The sequence below is a fragment of the Chromohalobacter sp. genome (assembly GCF_039830575.1).
Classification (GTDB): domain Bacteria; phylum Pseudomonadota; class Gammaproteobacteria; order Pseudomonadales; family Halomonadaceae; genus Chromohalobacter; species Chromohalobacter israelensis.
This window is the reverse complement of sequence record NZ_JBDOOX010000002.1, coordinates 110,413-127,798: the sequence shown is the minus strand read 5'-3', so window position 1 is coordinate 127,798 and position 17,386 is coordinate 110,413. Positions and strand designations below refer to the sequence as shown.

General features: G+C 62.5%; 13 protein-coding genes. All 13 read left to right on the top strand.

Going from position 1 to position 17,386, the window contains the following annotated elements; genetic code table 11:
* Positions 1 to 8: 8 nt before the first annotated feature.
* Positions 9 to 2,204: a polysaccharide biosynthesis tyrosine autokinase gene (locus ABGX75_RS00875; RefSeq protein ID WP_347411170.1), complete on the top strand. Its 2,196-nt coding sequence runs from the start codon at positions 9 to 11 to the stop codon at positions 2,202 to 2,204.
* A gap of 83 nt (positions 2,205 to 2,287) precedes the next feature.
* Positions 2,288 to 3,712: an oligosaccharide flippase family protein gene (locus ABGX75_RS00870; protein WP_347411171.1), complete on the top strand. Its 1,425-nt coding sequence runs from the start codon at positions 2,288 to 2,290 to the stop codon at positions 3,710 to 3,712.
* On the top strand, positions 3,709 to 4,836 hold the full coding sequence (locus ABGX75_RS00865; protein WP_347411172.1) for a glycosyltransferase: 1,128 nt from the start codon (positions 3,709 to 3,711) through the stop codon (positions 4,834 to 4,836). The genes ABGX75_RS00870 and ABGX75_RS00865 overlap by 4 nt, the downstream gene beginning before the upstream one ends.
* Positions 4,829 to 5,995, top strand: coding sequence for a glycosyltransferase (locus ABGX75_RS00860; RefSeq protein WP_347411173.1), 1,167 nt, complete (start codon positions 4,829 to 4,831; stop codon positions 5,993 to 5,995). The genes ABGX75_RS00865 and ABGX75_RS00860 overlap by 8 nt, the downstream gene beginning before the upstream one ends.
* Positions 5,996 to 6,023: 28 nt before the next feature.
* The gene (locus tag ABGX75_RS00855; RefSeq protein ID WP_347411174.1) at positions 6,024 to 7,013 is read left to right on the top strand and encodes a hypothetical protein; all 990 of its coding nucleotides are present in this window, start codon (positions 6,024 to 6,026) and stop codon (positions 7,011 to 7,013) included.
* A gap of 77 nt (positions 7,014 to 7,090) precedes the next feature.
* Positions 7,091 to 8,071 (top strand): acyltransferase, encoded by a 981-nt coding sequence (locus tag ABGX75_RS00850; protein ID WP_347411175.1) that lies wholly within the window; start codon positions 7,091 to 7,093, stop codon positions 8,069 to 8,071.
* Positions 8,072 to 8,160: 89 nt separating this feature from the next.
* Entirely contained in the window at positions 8,161 to 9,309 is a 1,149-nt protein-coding gene (locus ABGX75_RS00845) for a glycosyltransferase (protein ID WP_347411176.1), read from the top strand.
* Positions 9,306 to 10,340 (top strand): polysaccharide deacetylase family protein, encoded by a 1,035-nt coding sequence (locus ABGX75_RS00840; RefSeq protein WP_347411177.1) that lies wholly within the window; start codon positions 9,306 to 9,308, stop codon positions 10,338 to 10,340. Before ABGX75_RS00845 ends, ABGX75_RS00840 begins: the two co-directional genes overlap by 4 nt.
* Before the next feature lie 183 nt (positions 10,341 to 10,523).
* Positions 10,524 to 11,669 (top strand): glycosyltransferase family 4 protein, encoded by a 1,146-nt coding sequence (locus ABGX75_RS00835; RefSeq protein WP_347411178.1) that lies wholly within the window; start codon positions 10,524 to 10,526, stop codon positions 11,667 to 11,669.
* Positions 11,669 to 12,790, top strand: a complete 1,122-nt coding sequence (gene galE / locus ABGX75_RS00830; RefSeq protein WP_347411179.1) for a UDP-glucose 4-epimerase GalE — start codon at positions 11,669 to 11,671, stop codon at positions 12,788 to 12,790. The genes ABGX75_RS00835 and galE overlap by 1 nt, the downstream gene beginning before the upstream one ends.
* A 229-nt stretch (positions 12,791 to 13,019) precedes the next feature.
* A complete protein-coding gene (locus ABGX75_RS00825) occupies positions 13,020 to 13,598 on the top strand; it encodes a serine O-acetyltransferase (protein WP_347411180.1) in 579 nt (192 codons plus the stop codon).
* Positions 13,599 to 13,870: 272 nt separating this feature from the next.
* Positions 13,871 to 15,928: a diguanylate cyclase gene (locus tag ABGX75_RS00820; RefSeq protein ID WP_347411181.1), complete on the top strand. Its 2,058-nt coding sequence runs from the start codon at positions 13,871 to 13,873 to the stop codon at positions 15,926 to 15,928.
* Positions 15,929 to 15,979: 51 nt separating this feature from the next.
* Positions 15,980 to 17,224, top strand: a complete 1,245-nt coding sequence (locus tag ABGX75_RS00815) for an FAD-dependent oxidoreductase (RefSeq protein ID WP_347411182.1) — start codon at positions 15,980 to 15,982, stop codon at positions 17,222 to 17,224.
* Positions 17,225 to 17,386: the final 162 nt, after the last annotated feature.

Here is a 17,386-nt window from a genome sequence, read left to right as displayed (position 1 = left end):
GGAATTCTATGAATCTCAATGTACCTGCCCCACAAACCAGCAAGTCCGACAACGACATGGAACTGGGACGCATCCTGGGCCTGTTGTTCGACGCCAAGGGAATGGTGATCAGTCTGATCGTGCTGTTCGCGCTCGTGGGGACGGCGTATGCCTTCTTCTCGAAGCCAATTTTCCAAGCCAAGTCGCTGGTCCAGGTGGAAACCAAGACCCCCAAGAATCCGCTCGCGGACGCCACGGCGTCCGCCATGATGCCACAGCTGCCGCCCTCGCGCGCGGAAATGGAAATCATGAAATCGCGCATGGTACTTGGCCGCGCGGTGGATTTGCTCAATCTCGACATCCGCGTCGAACCGGTGCGCGTACCGGTCATCGGCGGGTTCCTGCAGCGCCATCAGATCGCCGCGCCCGCGTTCGCCGAGGATTGGGGCTACGCCTGGGGCGACGACAGTATCAAGCTCGCCGGCATGCCGGTGGCCGATGAGTATCTGGGCAAGACCTTTACCCTCGAAGTGCTCGACGAGACCCGCTTTGCCCTGCATTACCGCGGCGAGCGCCTGGGCGAGGGCGTCGTCGGCGAGGAGACGAGTTTTCTCGGTGGGTCGGTGGGCGTGGAAGTCGAGTCGATCTCGGCGGCACCGGGGGCGACCTTCAAGTTGACCCATGCCCAGCGCGTGGTGGCCGTCGATCAATTGCGCAACAACTTCGGCGTCGCCGAGCAGGGCAACGGCACCGGCATCATCGCCTGGAGCCTGACTGACCCGTCGCCGGCCCTGGCCGAGCGAGTGCTGGCCACCATCGGCGACATCTATGTCACACAGAACATCCAGCGCCAGTCCGAGGAGGCGCGCAAGAGCCTGGAGTTTCTGAGCAAGCAGGTACCCGAGGTGCGTGGCGAGCTCGCCGCGGCCGAGCAGCAGCTCAATGCCTATCGCTCCGAAAACGATAGCGTGGACATTTCCATGGAGACCCAGTCGGTGCTCGACCGCGTGGTCAATCTGGAAAGCCAGCTCAACGAACTCGAATTTTCCGAAGCCGAGATTTCACGGCGCTTCACGCCCAGCCACCCGACCTACGCGGCCCTGCTGGAGAAGAAAGCGCAGCTCCAGGGAGAGCTGAACACGCTGGAAGAGCGTATCAACAGCATGCCGGAAACCCAGCAGGAAGTGCTGCGCATGCAGCGCGATGTCTCGGTCAATCAAGAGATCTACGTGCAGTTGCGCAACAAGGTTCAGGAAATGCAGATCGCCGAGGCCAGCACGGTGGGCAACGTGCGGGTGCTGGACGACTCCGAGTCGTTCCCGCGGCCGGTCGCGCCCAACAAGATCATGATCATCGCCTTGGCGACGGTGTTGGGCGCGGCCTTCGCGGTGGCGGTGGTGATGCTGCGCGCGATGTTCAATCGCGGTCTGGAAAGCCCCGACCAGCTCGAGCAACTGGGCCTGCCGGTCTACGCCATCGTGCCCAAATCCGACGACCAGAGCCGTCTCAGCCGTCGCATTCGTCGCGGCGGGCGTTCGCAGAGCGTGCCGGCCGGGCTTTTGGCCTGGCATCGCCCGCTGGATGTCTCCGTCGAGGCGCTGCGCAGCCTGCGTACCAGTCTGCACTTCGCGATGCTGGACAGTACCGACAACCGCTTGATGATCACCGGCCCCAGCCCGGCGGTGGGCAAGAGCTTCATCACCGCCAACCTGGCGGCGGTGTGCGCCCAGAACGGCCAGCGCGTGCTGGTGATCGACGGCGACATGCGCAAGGGTCAGATGCACAAGATCTTCAAGGGCCCCTCCGAGGATGGCCTGAGCGAGATTCTTGCCGGCCGCCATACGCTGGAAGAAATGGTGCGCCCGGTGGAGAGCATCGAGGGTCTCGAGTATCTGGCACGCGGCGTGGTACCGCCGAATGCCTCGGAACTGCTGGCCTCAGAGCGTTTCACCGAGCTTCTGGCCAAGGCCAGCGAGCGCTATGACCTGGTGATCGTCGATTCGCCGCCGGTGCTGGCGGTGACGGATGCCACGGTCATCGGCAAGCGTGTGGGCACGACGCTGATGGTGGCACGCTTCCAGCTCAATCCTCCCAAGGAAATCGAGCTGGCGATGCGGCGGCTGGATACCGGCGGGGTGCGCGTCAAGGGCGCGATCCTCAATGGCCTGGAGCGCAAGGCGGCCACGGCGTACACCTATGGTTATTACAACTATTCCTACCGCTAATTCTTTCCTGACGCTGACCCTGCGTTCCGCCGATCGGCCCTTGAGGGCCGTGAGGCATGCGAGACGCGTTCGAGGAGTAAACCTTGCTGATTCGCTATACCGCTTATTACGGCTTGGCGCGGGGTGTGCCGGGGTTGCTGAATTTCCTGGCGATCGCGATCTACACCCGGCTGCTGTCGCCCAGCGATTACGGGATCTACGCCCTGGTCGTGGTGTGGGTGGGGCTGGTCAATGTGGTGTGTTTCCAGTGGATCCGCTTGTCGTTGCTGCGGTTCTTCCCGGCCAACCTGGACGATCCTCGGCGTTTGCTGAGCACGTTATTGCTGGCATATGCCAGTGTGGCGTCGCTGACCGGGGTAGCCGGCGTGACGGTCTGGCTGGCGCTGTCGGACGAGGCGCTGAGAACCCTGGTGCTGATCGCGGTGCCGCTGATCTGGGTGCAGGCGGGCTTCGAGCTCAGCCTCGAACTGATGCGCAGCCAGCTCAACCCGCTGCGTTATGGCCTGATGACAGGTCTGAGAGCGGTCATCGCATTGGGCCTTGGGGTGTTGCTGATCACCTGGGGGTTCGGGGCCTTCGGGCCTCTAGTAGCGATGCTGGTGGGCATGCTTGCCGCCGTGGTCGTACTGGGAGCCTCCATGTGGCGGGGAACGCGCGTTTCGCTGGGGCTGATACCGGACTTGAAGCCGCTGCTGGTCTACGGGCTGCCGTTGACCGCGACCTTCGCGCTGGAGTTCGTGGTCTCCAGCTCGGACCGCTTTCTGCTCGCGGCACTGCTGAACAACGAGGCGGTGGGGGTCTACACCGCCGGCTACGACCTGGTCGCGCAGGTCATCAGTCTCTTGCTGGTGACGGTGAACCTGGCGGCGTATCCGCTGGTGGTGCGCGCTTTCGAGCAGCACGGACGCGAGGCGGCCCGCGAACAGCTCGACCGCAACGGCAGTCTGCTGTTGTTGATCGCGATCCCGGTGACGCTGGGCTTTGTGGTGCTGGCGCCGCAGATCGTCGCTCTGATGCTGGGCGAGGCGTTCCATGCCGGAGCTACACCGCTGGTGCCGTGGGTCGCGCTGGCGATCTTCATGTGCGGCATTCGCGCCTTCCATTTCGATCTCGCCTTCCAGTTGAGCGAGAAGACCTTCTATCAGGTGTGGATCAGCGGCGGGGCGGCGCTGGTCAACGTGGCACTCAACCTGTTGCTGATTCCGGCATTCGGCCTGGTGGGGGCGGCCTACGCCACGGTGATCGCGTACGGCGTGGCGCTGGCGCTGAGCGTGTTGCTGGGGCGGCGGCTGTTCGCGATCTCCCTGATCACGCGTGACAACCTCAAGGTGCTGCTGAGCGGCGCCATCATGGTGGCCTGCCTGTGGCCGCTGCGCGAGGCGAGCGGTGCCTTGGCCCTGGCGGAGCAGGTCCTGTGGGGAGCAACGGTTTATACCGTTAGCGTGTTTTCGATGAACGTGGCGAACGTGCGCGATCGTGTTTTCGCCAAGCGACGGACGGCCAAATGAAAGATGACGACAAGCGTATTGCAGTGTTTTTGCCTTCGCTGGCGGGCGGCGGCGCGGAACGCGTGATGGTGACGCTCGCCAACGGGTTCGCCGCAAGCGGTGTGTCGGTGGACCTCGTCGTGGTCGCCGCCGAAGGCGCGTATCTGGAGGATGTCTCGCCGCGCGTGCGCTTGGTGGAACTCGGGGCTTCTCGCGTGTTGTTCAGCCTGCCGGCGCTGGTACGTTACCTGCGTCGCGAGCGTCCCCACGCCTTGTTGTCGGCGCTCAATCACGCCAACATCATCGCACTTTGGGCGCGCAAGCTGGCGTGCACACGCACCCGGCTGGTGGTCTCGGAGCGCAATACGCTGTCGCGCGATCTGTCGAGCGACCGGTACGAACGGGTAGTGCCGTGGCTGATGCGTCTGAGCTATCCCACGGCGGACGCCATCGTCGCGGTCTCCGGCGGGGTGGCAGATGATCTTGCACAGACGGTGCGTCTCCCCCGGGAGCGCATCGATGTGGTCTACAACCCGATCAACTCCAATCTGCCCCGGTTGGCCGAGGCGCCGATCGTGCATCCCTGGCTGGCCGAGGGCGAGCCGCCGGTGATCGTCGCGGCGGGGCGGCTCACCGTGCAGAAGGACTTCGCCACCCTGGTCGAGGCCTTCGCGAGAGTGCGTCGAACTCACCGCGCCCGGCTGGTGATCCTTGGCGAGGGTGAACTGCGCGCCACGCTCGAGGCACGTATCGCGGAACTAGGCATCGCCGAGGACGTGGCCTTGCCCGGCTTCGTCGACAACCCCTATTCGTGGATGCGCCAGGCGTCGCTGTTCGTGCTGTCATCGGCCTGGGAGGGGTTCTGCAACGTGCTGGCCGAAGCCATGGCTTGCGGTACGCCGGTGGTGAGCACCGATTGTCCCAGCGGCTCGGCGGAAATTCTCGAGAACGGCAAGTGGGGCCGCCTGGTGCCGGTGGGTGATGCCCCGGCATTGGCACGGGCCATTGCCGCGACGCTCGATGACGAGACGCATCCCGACGTGCGCCAGCGCGCACGAAGCTTCGATCTGCATCAGGCACTGCGCGGCTATCTTCGCGCGTTGCGCGTTCCCATGCCCATCTCTCGGAAACAACACCTTGGTTAGTCTGCTGCAGCAACGACTCGCGCGTCGCGTGGATGCCCGTGACGACGAGAGGCCGGGCGACGTGGCGATCACGCTGTTCTTGCCGTCGCTTGAAGGCGGCGGGGCCGAGATCGTGATGGTGACGCTGGCCAACGGGCTCGCCGCGCAAGGCTGGCGGGTGGACCTGGTGGTGGCGAATGCCACCGGCGCCTACGTGAGCCGCGTCTCGCCAGCGGTGCGTTTGGTCGATCTGCACGCCCCGCGCGTGCTCTACAGCGTGCCGGCGCTGGTGCGTTACCTGCGCCGCGAGCGCCCGCCGGTACTGTTATCGGCTCTCAACTACGCCAATGTGGTCGCGCTGTGGGCCAACCGGCTGGCGGGCGTGGGCACGCGGGTGGTGATCTCCGAGCACAATAACGTGACGCGTGACATGAGTGCCGAGCCCATGGGGCGTTCATGGTTCATCCCGTTACTGATGCGTCGTTGCTATCCCTGGGCGAGCGGCATCGTCGCTGTCTCCAACGGCGTGGCGGATGAGCTGGCCAAATCCTTGGCTTTGCCACGTGAGCATATCGATGTGATCTACAACCCGGTGGTCACCGAGCGCCTGCGCGAGCTGAGCGTCCTGCAACTGACGCATCCTTGGCTCGCGCCGGGCGAGCCGCCGGTGATCCTTGCCGTGGGACGGCTGACCGCCCAGAAGGATTACCCCACCTTGATCCAGGCCTTCGCCGCCTTGCGCACGCATCGCGATGCACGGCTGGTGATTCTCGGCGAGGGCGAGTTGCGCGGCACGCTGGAGGCGATGGCCGCACGGCTGGGCCTGGCGGATGTCATCGCCTTTCCAGGCTTCGTCGACAACCCCTATGCCTGGATGCGCCAGGCCGCGCTGTTCGTGTTGTCGTCCGCCTGGGAAGGCTTCGGCAACGTGCTGGCCGAGGCCATGGCCTGTGGAACGCCGGTGATCAGCACCGATTGTCCCAGCGGGCCGGCGGAGATTCTGGAAAACGGCGCCTGGGGTCGGCTGGTGCCGGTGGCCGATGTCGAGGCATTGCATGAGGCGATGGCCACGGCCTTGCAGGGGAGCGAGCGTCCCGACGTTGAACGTCGTGCACGCGCCTTCGAGCTCGACCAGGCCGTTCAATCCTATTTACGTGTCATGCAGCGCCGATCCCTTTGAGTTCATGCGCACCACATCGAGGCGAACGATGAAAATACTGATTCCCACTGATGGCTCGTTTGGTTACAAGGTGATGTGCCTGGTGTTGGCCGGACTTTATGCCTGGTTCCTGATGGGGCTGGATATCGACGGCTATATCGACCGTGCCAATTATCTCATCTATGCCCAGCATTCTGATGAGATTTTCGTCATGTACGCAGCCAGTAGCCTCAAGACGATTCTCACCAATGAACCGGTCTGGCTGTTGTTCAATATCTGGGCGTCGCGGCATTTTACGCCTGAAGACACGCTGCGCATCATTATTTTCTTTTCGTCGTTTGTGGTTACGTTTCTCGTATTGCGGAGCTACCCGAAATACGCCTTTTTGTTGATTCTTTTCATTCTTATGCCGCAAGTCATGAAAAACAATATTATCCATTTGCGACAGGGAGTGGGGATTACGCTTTTCTTCCTGGGGTGGTGGTGCCGTTATTTACCGCTGCGTGTTTTCTTTATCGGACTGGCGCCGTTCGTGCATGCGTCGTTCTTTTTCATCGATGCTTTGCTGCTGCTCAATATTGCCTTTTCGACGTTCAAGATTTCGACCATCTGGCGCATGGTATACATGGTGGGTATTGGCGTCGTGCTGGGGGCGCTGGGGATATGGCTGGCCGGCGCGCTTGGTGCAAGACAGGGGGAAAGTGACGAGTACAGTGCCATGGGCTCGGGTGGATCGGGGCTAGGATTTGTGTTCTGGGTCGTATTTACCGTGGTTTTTTCCATGGAAGGAAAGGAGTTTCTTCGTAACAACTTTTTTGCGGCCTCTATTCTGGTCTTTTACTTGTCGACTTACTTTCTGCTTCCCGTGACGGCACGCGTTTTTGAAAGCGGCATGCTGGTGGTGTTACTGGCCTCGCTGGGATTGACCGATTGGCGGCGCTACGCGGCTTATTCGCTCTACGCCTTTTATTTCTGCATGCAGTGGTACCCGGTATTGGGATTGCCGGGTTTTGGATGGGCCACCGAAAACACGCTATGACGTCGTGACAAGGTAACGTCATACCCGGCGCCGGTGGACCGGATTTCAAGGCGTTTCAGGGTTCGAGGGAGGGAGAAATGCAGCGCAATGTCTCGTTGGATGTACTCAAGTTGACACTGGCCGTAATCGTGGTCATCTCGCATGCCGGTGTGCTCTGGGGGTACAGCGATCTGGGCTATCAGCTGACCGTGCAGGGTCTGTTTCGCATCGTGGTGCCCATTTTCATGATGGTCAGCGGATACTTTTTCATCAGCGTGATTCGCTCGCGTTCATTGATGATATGGCTCAAGAAGGTCGTGGCGATGTACGCCTTCTGGATGCTGGTATACGCCTATTTCTGGATCGACGTACCGGCGTTGACGCCTTATGAGCTGCTCAAGATGCTGCGTGTCGCGGTCATGGGGTATCACCATCTGTGGTTCCTGTCGGCGCTGATCGGTGCCGCGATCATGCTGTATGCGTTGCGCCACCTGCCCCTTAAGGTGCTGTTCGGCCTGGCGTTGAGCCTGTACGGCATGGGCATGTTCTTCATCTACGCCGGTCATTATCACTTGTTTGCCGGTACACGGCTGGATGCGCTGTTCGGCGAAATCTGGTTCTACCGCAACTTCCTGTTCTTCGGCTTTCCCTTCTTCTGTACCGGCTATCTGCTGCGGCAGTGGGAGGCCGGCCGCGGCGACTCTGAATCTCGCCACTACTATCGCCGCTACTACGCGATCTGGAGCCTGCTGGGCGCGCTCCTGCTGCTGGGAGAGTCCTATCTCAACTACGTCGGGCTCGAGGGGCTGCCGGCGTTCGACATGTACCTGAGCCTGCTGGTCTTTTGCCCGGGCCTGTTCCTGTGGGTGTCGTCGATGCATGTCCCCGGGGACAGCACGTCGCTGGCGTATTACGCCACGGCGTTGTACTTCATCCATCCGCTTTTCATCTCGCTGTTCGAGGCGCTTTCGTATCGCCAGGGCAACATGCTGGCGTTGCTGGCGCTGACCTCGTCGCTGGCGGCCGTGGTGCTGCTCAAGGGAAGCCGCAAGCGCCTGGGCTTTGCTTTCGGGGGATGAAGACCTTCGGACAGCTGACACTTTTTCAAGCTCATATCCGCTGCTCCGGCGTTGTCGGGTCGCGGCCAATAGAGGGGATGCAACCACTTATGTTATCCAAACCGCTGAATGTTCTGCATGTCATCACCGGCTTGACCGATGGCGGCGCCGAGGACTCGCTCTATCAGCTTTGCCATAACGATCGCCGCAACGTGCATCGCGTGGTGTGCATGATGGATGCCGGGCAATACGGTCCACGTTTCGCTGCGTCTGGGATCGAGGTCGTGTATCTGAACATGCCGCCTGGCCGTGTCACCTTTGCAGGTCTGTGGCGCCTGTGGCGGACCATTCGCGACCTTCGGCCGGATGTGGTGCAGACCTGGATGTATCACGCCAACCTGGTTGGCGGTGTCATGGCGCGGCTGGCGGGCGTCAAGGCTATTTGCTGGGGGATTCACAACAGCAACCTGATGCCGGGGGTTACCAAGCGCAGCACGATCTGGGTCGCCAAGGCCTGCGGGACGTTATCTCGGGTGGTGCCGAGCCGCATCGTGAGTTGTTCGCAACATGCGGTAGAAGTCCATCGCAAGCTGCGTTATGCAGCCATGAAATTCGTGGTGGTGCCCAACGGCTACAATCTGGCGCTGTTGACGCCGGACGCCGAGGCGCGGACGCGGGTACGTGACGAATGGGGAGTCGATGCCGACATGCCTCTGTTCGGCATGGTGGCACGCTTCGACCCGCAGAAAGACCATGCCAATCTGATCGCTGCCCTGGCGCAGCTCAAGGGCCTGGGGTGGGATTTTCGTTGTGCGCTGATCGGTGCAGGTCTGGATACCGACAACACCGAGCTGGTTCACCTGCTCGAAGACCATGGCGTGCGTGATCGAGTGCTGCTGGTGGGGCGGCGCAGCGACATTCCAGCGGTAATGAACGCGCTCGACGTTCATGTGCTGTCGTCCAGTTTCGGTGAGGCGTTTCCCAATGTGCTGTCCGAGGCGATGGCGTGCGGCACGCCGTGCGTCTCCACCGATGTGGGCGATGCGGCCTTCATCGTCGGCGATACCGGCTGGATCGTCCCGCCCAGCGACCCGCGAGCGCTGGCCGATCAACTGGCCATGGTACTCGGCGAGCACGCTGATGCCACGACCTGGCAGGCTCGCAAGCATCGTGCACAGCAACGTGTCGTCGACTCCTTCAGCGTGCAGCGCATGATCGACGGTTATAGCGACTCTTGGCATCAGGCGTACCACGTATGAACGCAAACTGGATGACGCACCTGGCTCGCGCCGAGGGCGAGCCGCTGCGGCCGCCGGCCTTCGTGATCTCCCTGGATTTCGAGCTGCACTGGGGGATGTCGGATATCGTGACCACGCCCGAGCACCCCTATGTACGTCGTTTGCTCGGGGCGCGACGCGCGGTGCCGGCGATGCTCGATCTGTTTCGCGAACGCCATATCCACGCCACCTGGGCTACGGTGGGCTATCTGTTCGCCGAGAATCGCGAGACGCTGACACGTTTCTCGCCACGGCGGCGGCCGCGCTATACCAATCCGGCACGTGACAATTACCGGCTGGAGATCGGTGACGATGAAGCCAGCGATCCTCTGCATTATGCCCGTTCACTGATCGATTTGATCGCGCGGACGCCGGGACAGGAAATCGCCTCGCATACCTTCTCGCATTACTACTGTCACGAGGACGGTCAGACACCGGAGGACTTCAAAGCCGATCTCGAGGCGGCGAAGGCGATCGCCGAGCACGCCGGGCACCAGGTGACCTCATTGGTGCTGCCGCGCAACCAGGTCGATGAGGCCTATCTGGCCCCCATGCGAGAAGCAGGCTTCCGCTGCTATCGCGGCAATCCGCAGCGAGCGGGCTTCCAGAGTAAATATCACAATGCCGCGCCGACCCGTGCACTGCGCCTGCTGGATAGCTATATCGATTTGACAGGTCATCACGGAACCAAATGGCGTGATCTCGAGGGTGATCCTCTGAATATCCCGGCCAGCATGTTCCTGCGACCGCGCTGGGGGGTGGCGCAATTGGACGCGCTACGGCTGCGCCGTATCAAGATGGCCATGCGCCGTGCCGCCAAGCGTGGCGAGATCTTCCACCTGTGGTGGCACCCGCACAACTTCGGCGGCGATACCGACGCCAACCTGCGCGATCTTGCCGTCATCATCGGATATTTTCAGGCGCTTTCCATCGAATACGGCATGCGCTCGATGTCGATGGGAGAAGTTTTGATGCGCCATGAACAGGCCAGGGCGACCCCCTCGACGACCTAGCCCACACCGTTGATCGGATAGCGGCGCCGACTTCAAGACACTCGATCAAGGCTTGCCAACGCGCTCTGACGCGAGGGCCAGGGGGCTTTGTCTTCAAAAAACGGGCTTTCAACAACGGGTCTTCAAGAGCGGATCTTAAAAACGCGCCCCACAGACGATCTCCACCGTAGAGGAGTTGTTTCCATGAACGATAAAACGATCGTGTTGGTCTCCAACACGTCCTGGTCTCTCTATAACTTCTGCCAAGGGTTTTTGAGGGCGCTCGAGCGACGCGGTTTTCGTGTGGTTTGCCTGGTACCCGACGACGATTATTCGCAGCGCTTGATCGATGAGTTCGATGTCACGCTTTACAGCATGCCCATGGATGGCAAGAGCACCGGCCCCGCGCGCGAGGGTAAGTGTCTCTTCTGGCTATATGGACAGCTACGCGCCTTGCGTCCCGCCTTTGTCTTCAACTTTACGATCAAGGCCAATATCTACTCGGGGCTGGCCTGTCGCGCGCTGAGAATTCCGTATGCCAATACCGTTACAGGCCTTGGGACAGCCTTCCTGCATGACAGTCATTTGTTTCGCCAAGTGCGACGGCTTTACGGCTTCGCCAATGCCGGCGCGAGAAGGATATTTTTCCTCAATCCCGACGACCGCGAGGTCTTCGAGCGTCAGGGCATGCTGCAGAAGGTCGATTGGGACATGTTGCCCGGCGCGGGAGTGGATGTAACGCGCTTTGCCTTCACGCCTTTGCCTCAGGAGGGGCCTTTCACCTTTGTGTTGATTGCCCGGCTGCTGGGCGACAAGGGCGTGCGCGAGTACGTGGCCGCAGCCGAGCAAGTGCGTCTGGACAATCCTGAAACACGCTTTTTGATCGTCGGCCCCAAAGGGGTCAGCAATCGCACGGCGATCGGTGAAGACGAAATCGAGATATGGCATGCGCGAGGCGTCGTCGAGTACGTCGGTGCCCAGGACGATGTGCGGCCCTGGCTCGCCCAGGCGCATGTGCTGGTACTGCCGTCCTATCGCGAGGGACTGCCGACCACCGTATTGGAGGCGAGTGCGATGGGCCGACCGACCATTGCCACTGATGTACCGGGATGCCGGCATGCCGTGACCGATGGCGAAACCGGCTGGTTGTGTCGCGTCAAGGATGCCGAGTCGCTGGCGGCACGTATGCGTGCATGTCTGGTAATGACGCCGTGGGCGCTGTCCCGCGTGGGAGTCGCGGCGCGTCGGCGTGCGGAAAAAGAGTTCTCGCAGGACATCGTCGTGACGGGATACCTGGCCTGCCTGGAAAGCGGCCTGATGAGTCACCAACGTGTGAAAATGGAGGCATGATGACGATTTTAGTGACAGGTGGCGCCGGTTACATCGGCTCGCATATGGTGCTGCGGCTCATCGAAGCCGGCCACGAGGTGGTCGTGATCGACAACCTTTGCAATGCTTCGCGGGAATCGCTGGAGCGCGTCTCGGAGCTGACCGGCAAGGAGGTGACCTTCATCGAGGGCGACATCCGCGACCGTTCGCTGCTGGATTACGTGTTCGCGGACTTCGAAATCACCGATGTGCTGCATTTCGCGGGCCTCAAGTCGGTGGGCGAGAGCGTCAATGAGCCGCTGGCGTATTTCGAGAATAACGTGGCGGGTACCATCACGCTGTGCCAGGCGATGACGGCGGCGGGCGTGCACCGCCTGGTGTTCAGTTCCTCGGCGACTGTGTATGGCGACGCCACGCGCATGCCGTTGAGCGAAAACGCGCCCACCGGGCAACCGACCAACGCCTACGGGCATTCCAAGCTGATGGTCGAGGAGGTGCTGCGCAAGCTGGCGCGGTCCGACCCACGCTGGTCGATCGCCTTGTTGCGGTATTTCAACCCTGTGGGAGCGCACCCCAGTGGCATGATCGGCGAGGATCCTGCGGGCACGCCCAACAATCTGCTGCCGTTCATCTCGCAGGTGGCGATCGGTCGGCTACCGGCGCTTTCGGTCTTCGGCGACGACTATCCGACGCCCGATGGCACCGGGGTGCGCGATTACATCCATGTGATGGATCTGGTCGAGGGACACCTGGCGGCGATGCGCGTGCTGGCGGATCGTGCGGGCGTGAACGTCTGGAACCTGGGTACGGGGCAAGGCTACTCGGTGCTTGAGATGGTGCGTGCCTTCGAGCATGTCGCTCAGCGCGACGTGCCGTATCGCATCGTGCCGCGCCGCGACGGCGATATCGCCGCGTGCTGGGCGGATGCCTCGCTGGCCGCGCACGAGTTGGGCTGGAAAGCTCAGCGCGGCCTGATGGACATGATCGCCGACACCTGGCGCTGGCAGTCGCGCAACCCCGAAGGCTACCCGCGCAAGCGCGTCATCCGGCGCGAGACCGCCGGGGCCGCGCGTGCCGTGGGCGCCGGCTTGCCGCGGATCTATCTGATCGATACTGCGCGGGCCAATCGCGCTGCTTCATGACGGCTTGACCAGAGAAGGTTTGGTACGTTTAGCCACCCTCTGTGCCACCAGATAGCGGAAGGAAGGTCTGCCTCGGCTTCTTGGTTGCCCTGCCGCATTCATCGGGGCGTTGCACCTGATACGTCTGGTGGCTTTCTTTATAACGCTGTACTGAAAGCACGCTTGCTTTATATCGGGCCGGCAGTGACTGTTGCTCACTGTTCACCAAAAATAAAAACCAGGAGGAGGTATGACGTTCAGGGAATATAAGTTTCTCGTGTTCTCGGACTTATACAGAATTACAGGTAGCGCCAAGACGGCAACTCTCTTGCGGTATATTGTAATGGGTGGGACGTTCAAGTATAACTTCTGGATGCGCACCTGTTGTTATGCTAGAAGTAATTTTCCTTTGAAATACGTGGTTTATCCGCTTGCCAAGGTATTTTTGTATCGGCTTACTTATAAGTTTGGCATATCGGTCCCACCAGGGACGAAAATAGGAAGCGGCTTTTACATCGGGCATTTCGGCGGCATCATCGTCAACGAAGGAAGTGTGATTGGAAAGAATTGCAATATTTCCCAAGGAGTGACTTTGGGTCAGGCCAACAGGGGGAGAAATAAGGGGTGCCCAGTGCTTGGAGATAATATCTATATTGGCCCAGGAGCAAAGATCGTCGGTGCAGTCAAGATTGGAAACAATGTAGCGATTGGTGCCAACTGTGTCGTGACGAAAGATATACCTTGCGACTCTGTAGTCGTAGGCGTTCCGGGAAAGGTCATATCCCAGGAAGGGGCGAAAGGCTATGTCAATAAAACGGATTATGAGTAGAATGGGATATGAGTAGAATATAGCGGGTTATCGGGCCCCTCGTCATTGACGTCTTTGACGGCGAGGGGCACATGGCAGTCCTGCTGCACTTTACCCTGACGCCGGTGCTTCGTGCACCGGCGTTTTTTTATGCCCTCGCGTCGGCGCGGTACGAGTGAATGCCAGTCACGACGCCCGTGCAACGAGACGAATCGGGGCACGGGGTTTGCTCGCGACAGTCGCTGGGATAGGCTTGTCACTTTTACATTCCTGACCTACCCCGGCGCCGCACAATGCGAAGATGGCCCTATCGTGCAAGACGGTTCTCCACGCTACTGCCCAAGACATTGCCCAGGGCGCTGCTTCCGGACACGCTCTTCGGTCGTCTTGTCATGGGCATCGGCCTGGGCTGGCTCGTGCTGGTGGCCGCCATTCTCTGGGTATCGCTGCGCGGCGGCAGCGAGCTGGCGGACGAGATCAACCGCTCTCATCTGGACTACGAAGCCTCGCTGATCGCGCGCGACATTCGACAATCGATCACGCTTCGGCTCGATACGCTGGAAACCCTCGCGACTGCCCAGGCCGGGCGATTGCGGGCACGCGGTGAATCGCTCGACGAGGCGGATGTCGAGGATGTGCAACGGCGTCTGAGCCGTCATTCGGCCTTGCTCGAGCTGTTCGATTCCGCTTTCGTGACCGACGCGCAAGGCGAGGTCAAGGCTTTCATGCCGTCGTTGTCGGGCGCCGTGGGCCTGAATGTCGCCGAGCGTGAGTATTTTCGTTTCCTCCATGAGGTCGGGCGCCCCTTCGTGGGGCGTCCGATCATCAGCAAACTGCACGATCGGCGCCCCCTGGTGGTGATGGGCGTGCCCCTGCGCGACGCCGAAGGCGACTTCGCCGGCATGCTGGGGGGCGTGGTCAACCTGCGCGATGGCCGCTTCTTTCTCGATCTGCGCAGCCTGCGTATCGGCGAGCAGGGCTATGCGGTGTTGATGACCAGTGACGGGACGATACTCAGTCACCCCGATCAGAACCGGGTCATGCAGCAAACGCCGACGGCATGGGAGGGGCCGTTGCTCGAGAAGGCGCTGGACGGCTGGCAGGGCACGGGTATCGGGCGGCTGGTCAACGGCGAGCCTGCGCTGATGAGTTTCCATCAGGTCTGGCAGCCGGGTTGGGTCGTAGGCGTCTTCCTGCCGGAAGGTCAGGTGCGCCAGCCGATCCTGGATTACGTGCGTCGCCAGGGGTGGGTGGCCGCGGTGGTGGTGCTGTCGATGCTGCCGCTGTTGTGGTGGCTACTGCGCCTGGGATTGTCGCCCTTGCGGCGCCTGGCACGGCAGATTGCGCTGGTGGGGCAGGGCGAGATCCCGCGCATCACCCTGGATACGTCGCTGGATGAGTTGCGCCGTATCGCACGGACGTTCAACGATGTCGAGCATGAGCGAGGCCTCGAGCGTGCCGAGCGCCATCGTCGGCAGGCGTATCTCGACGCGGTGCTGCGTTCCTCGCCGCTGCCGATGTTCCTGGCGAGCCTCGATGGCCGCATCACCTATGTCAATCCGGCCCTGGAGAGCTTGACGGGGCTGTCGACGCCGGCCTTCCAGCGTCGCGAATGGCTGCGCCGTCTGCATCCCGAGGATCGCCCGGTGCTGTTCGCGCTGTGGCGCGATGCGGTGAACGGCGGTCACGAGCTGCACCGACAGATGCGCTTCGCCTGCGGCGAACGCGGCATGATGTGGCTTGAGCTCTACACCAGCCAGGTCATGAACGACGGCCGGCCCCAGGGCGTGGTGGGCTTCGTCAAGGACATCACCCACCTGCGTGAACAGCAGAAACGCCAGCTCTGGGAGGCCGAGCACGATCCACTGACGGGGCTGCTCAACCGCCGCGGCTTCGACCGGCGCCTGGACGATACCTTCATGGCCTTCAAGGAGCGCGGCGATGTGGCAGCGTTGATCCTGTTCGACCTGGACAGCTTCAAGCCCATCAACGACGACGGCGGTCACGCCCTGGGCGACGAGATGCTCGATGCCATCGCCCGTTGCCTGGAAGGCTGCGTGCGTCGCGACGACCACCTGGCCCGGCTCGGCGGCGACGAATTCGCGATTCTGCTCCCCGGCTGCGGCCACGAGCAGGCCGTGCGTATCGCCGACAAGGTGCGCCATGCGGTGAGCGAGCTTTCCGTGATGCACGATGGCAAGCGTTATCGCGTCACGGCGAGCCTGGGAGTCTCGTGCCTGGGGAGCGACGATGACGAGGCCCAGGCCGTGGTCAAGCGCGCCGACGCGGCGAGCTACGAGGCCAAGGCGCAGGGCAAGAACCGGATGGTGGCCGATGCGCGCTGCGGATGATGCCACCGGCCGTCGAGGCGACAGCGCCCGGCGACATCATGGGGAAGCACGATGACACAGGATACCCTGGTACTCGGGGCCGGCATGGTCGGCGTGGGCGTGGCCTATCATCTGGCGCGTCGTGGTCGCCGGGTGGCACTGCTGGACCGCCGCGAGCCGGGCCGTGAAACCTCCTACGGCAATGCCGGTATCATCCAGCGCGAGGCGGTAGCGCCGCATGCCTTTCCGCGCGAGATGGGCGAGCTGTGGCGCGTGCTGGGCAACCGGGGCGTCGATGTGCGTTACACCCCGCGCGGCATCGCCCAGGCGGGGCGGGCGTTGTGGCAGTACTGGCGACATAGCGCACCCGAGGCCTATGCCCGCATCGTGCCCGAGTATGCCTCGCTGATCGCGTTGTCGGTCGATGCGCATGCCGAGATGATCGAGGCGGCGGGGGCCGAGGCCTTGATACGCCGTGAAGGCTGGCTGGAGGTGTATCGGACGCCGGCGGCGCTGGAGGCGCGCCAGGCCGAGGCTCGAGCGCTGGCCGAGCGCTACGGACTGACCTTTGACGCCCTGGATGCCATGGCGCTGCGAGCGCGCGAGCCGCATCTCGACGCCCAGGCCCTGGGCGCGGTGCACTGGCGCGATCCGTGGACGGCGGCGGATCCCGGCGCCCTGGTGGCGGCCTACGCGCGCGCCTTCGAGGCCGAGGGCGGCGAGTGCCTGCGTGGCGACATTCGCGACATCGCCCGCCACGGCGAGGGCTGGCGGGTGACCACCGCGGAGGGAACATTCGAGGCACGCGACGTGGTGCTCGCGCTGGGGCCCTGGGCGGATCATTGGCTGGGTACGCTGGGGTATCGGCTACCGCTGTTCGTCAAGCGGGGCTATCACATGCACTACGCCCCCCGCGAGCAGGCGCCGTTGCATCACTGGTTGCTCGATGCCGAGACCGGCTACCTGTTGTCGCCCATGCAGGCAGGCATTCGTCTGACCACGGGGGCGGAGCTGGCGCCGCGCGACGCACCGCCCGGCCACGCACAGCTGGAGGCGGCGGAGCGCGTGGCACGGGGCCTGTTCCCGCTCGGCGAGCGTCTGGAGTCGCGTCCCTGGAAGGGTGCGCGCCCGTGCACCCCGGACATGAAGCCCATCATCGGCCCGGCGCCGCGCCACGCGGGATTGTGGTTCGCCCTCGGCCACGCCCACCAGGGGGTCACGCTGGGCCCGGCGACCGGCCAACTGCTCGCGGCGATGATGGCGGGCGAGGTGCCGGCCATCGACATGGCGCCGTTCCGTGCCGAGCGCTTCCTGTGAGATGACGCTGCCATCCCGGTGATCTGCCCGCCGGGTTTCTCGATTCAACTTTTCTGATTGACTGCCGATAGTGGTTCCAACGGCGTCGCGGGTTCTCCCCGCGACAGCGCGAATCACGTCTGAGCGCGGCTAACGATAACGCGCGAATCACGATAAAGAGGT

Excerpts from the sequence above, each read along its gene's own strand:
- ABGX75_RS00875 (WP_347411170.1), top strand. The coding sequence starts at position 9 with ATGAATCTCAATGTACCTGCCCCACAAACCAGCAAGTCCGACAACGAC.
- ABGX75_RS00865 (WP_347411172.1), top strand. The coding sequence starts at position 3,709 with ATGAAAGATGACGACAAGCGTATTGCAGTGTTTTTGCCTTCGCTGGCG.
- ABGX75_RS00855 (WP_347411174.1), top strand. The coding sequence starts at position 6,024 with ATGAAAATACTGATTCCCACTGATGGCTCGTTTGGTTACAAGGTGATG.
- ABGX75_RS00850 (WP_347411175.1), top strand. The coding sequence starts at position 7,091 with ATGCAGCGCAATGTCTCGTTGGATGTACTCAAGTTGACACTGGCCGTA.
- ABGX75_RS00845 (WP_347411176.1), top strand. The coding sequence starts at position 8,161 with ATGTTATCCAAACCGCTGAATGTTCTGCATGTCATCACCGGCTTGACC.
- ABGX75_RS00840 (WP_347411177.1), top strand. The coding sequence starts at position 9,306 with ATGAACGCAAACTGGATGACGCACCTGGCTCGCGCCGAGGGCGAGCCG.
- ABGX75_RS00835 (WP_347411178.1), top strand. The coding sequence starts at position 10,524 with ATGAACGATAAAACGATCGTGTTGGTCTCCAACACGTCCTGGTCTCTC.
- galE (WP_347411179.1), top strand. The coding sequence starts at position 11,669 with ATGACGATTTTAGTGACAGGTGGCGCCGGTTACATCGGCTCGCATATG.
- ABGX75_RS00825 (WP_347411180.1), top strand. The coding sequence starts at position 13,020 with ATGACGTTCAGGGAATATAAGTTTCTCGTGTTCTCGGACTTATACAGA.
- ABGX75_RS00820 (WP_347411181.1), top strand. The coding sequence starts at position 13,871 with ATGCGAAGATGGCCCTATCGTGCAAGACGGTTCTCCACGCTACTGCCC.
- ABGX75_RS00815 (WP_347411182.1), top strand. The coding sequence starts at position 15,980 with ATGACACAGGATACCCTGGTACTCGGGGCCGGCATGGTCGGCGTGGGC.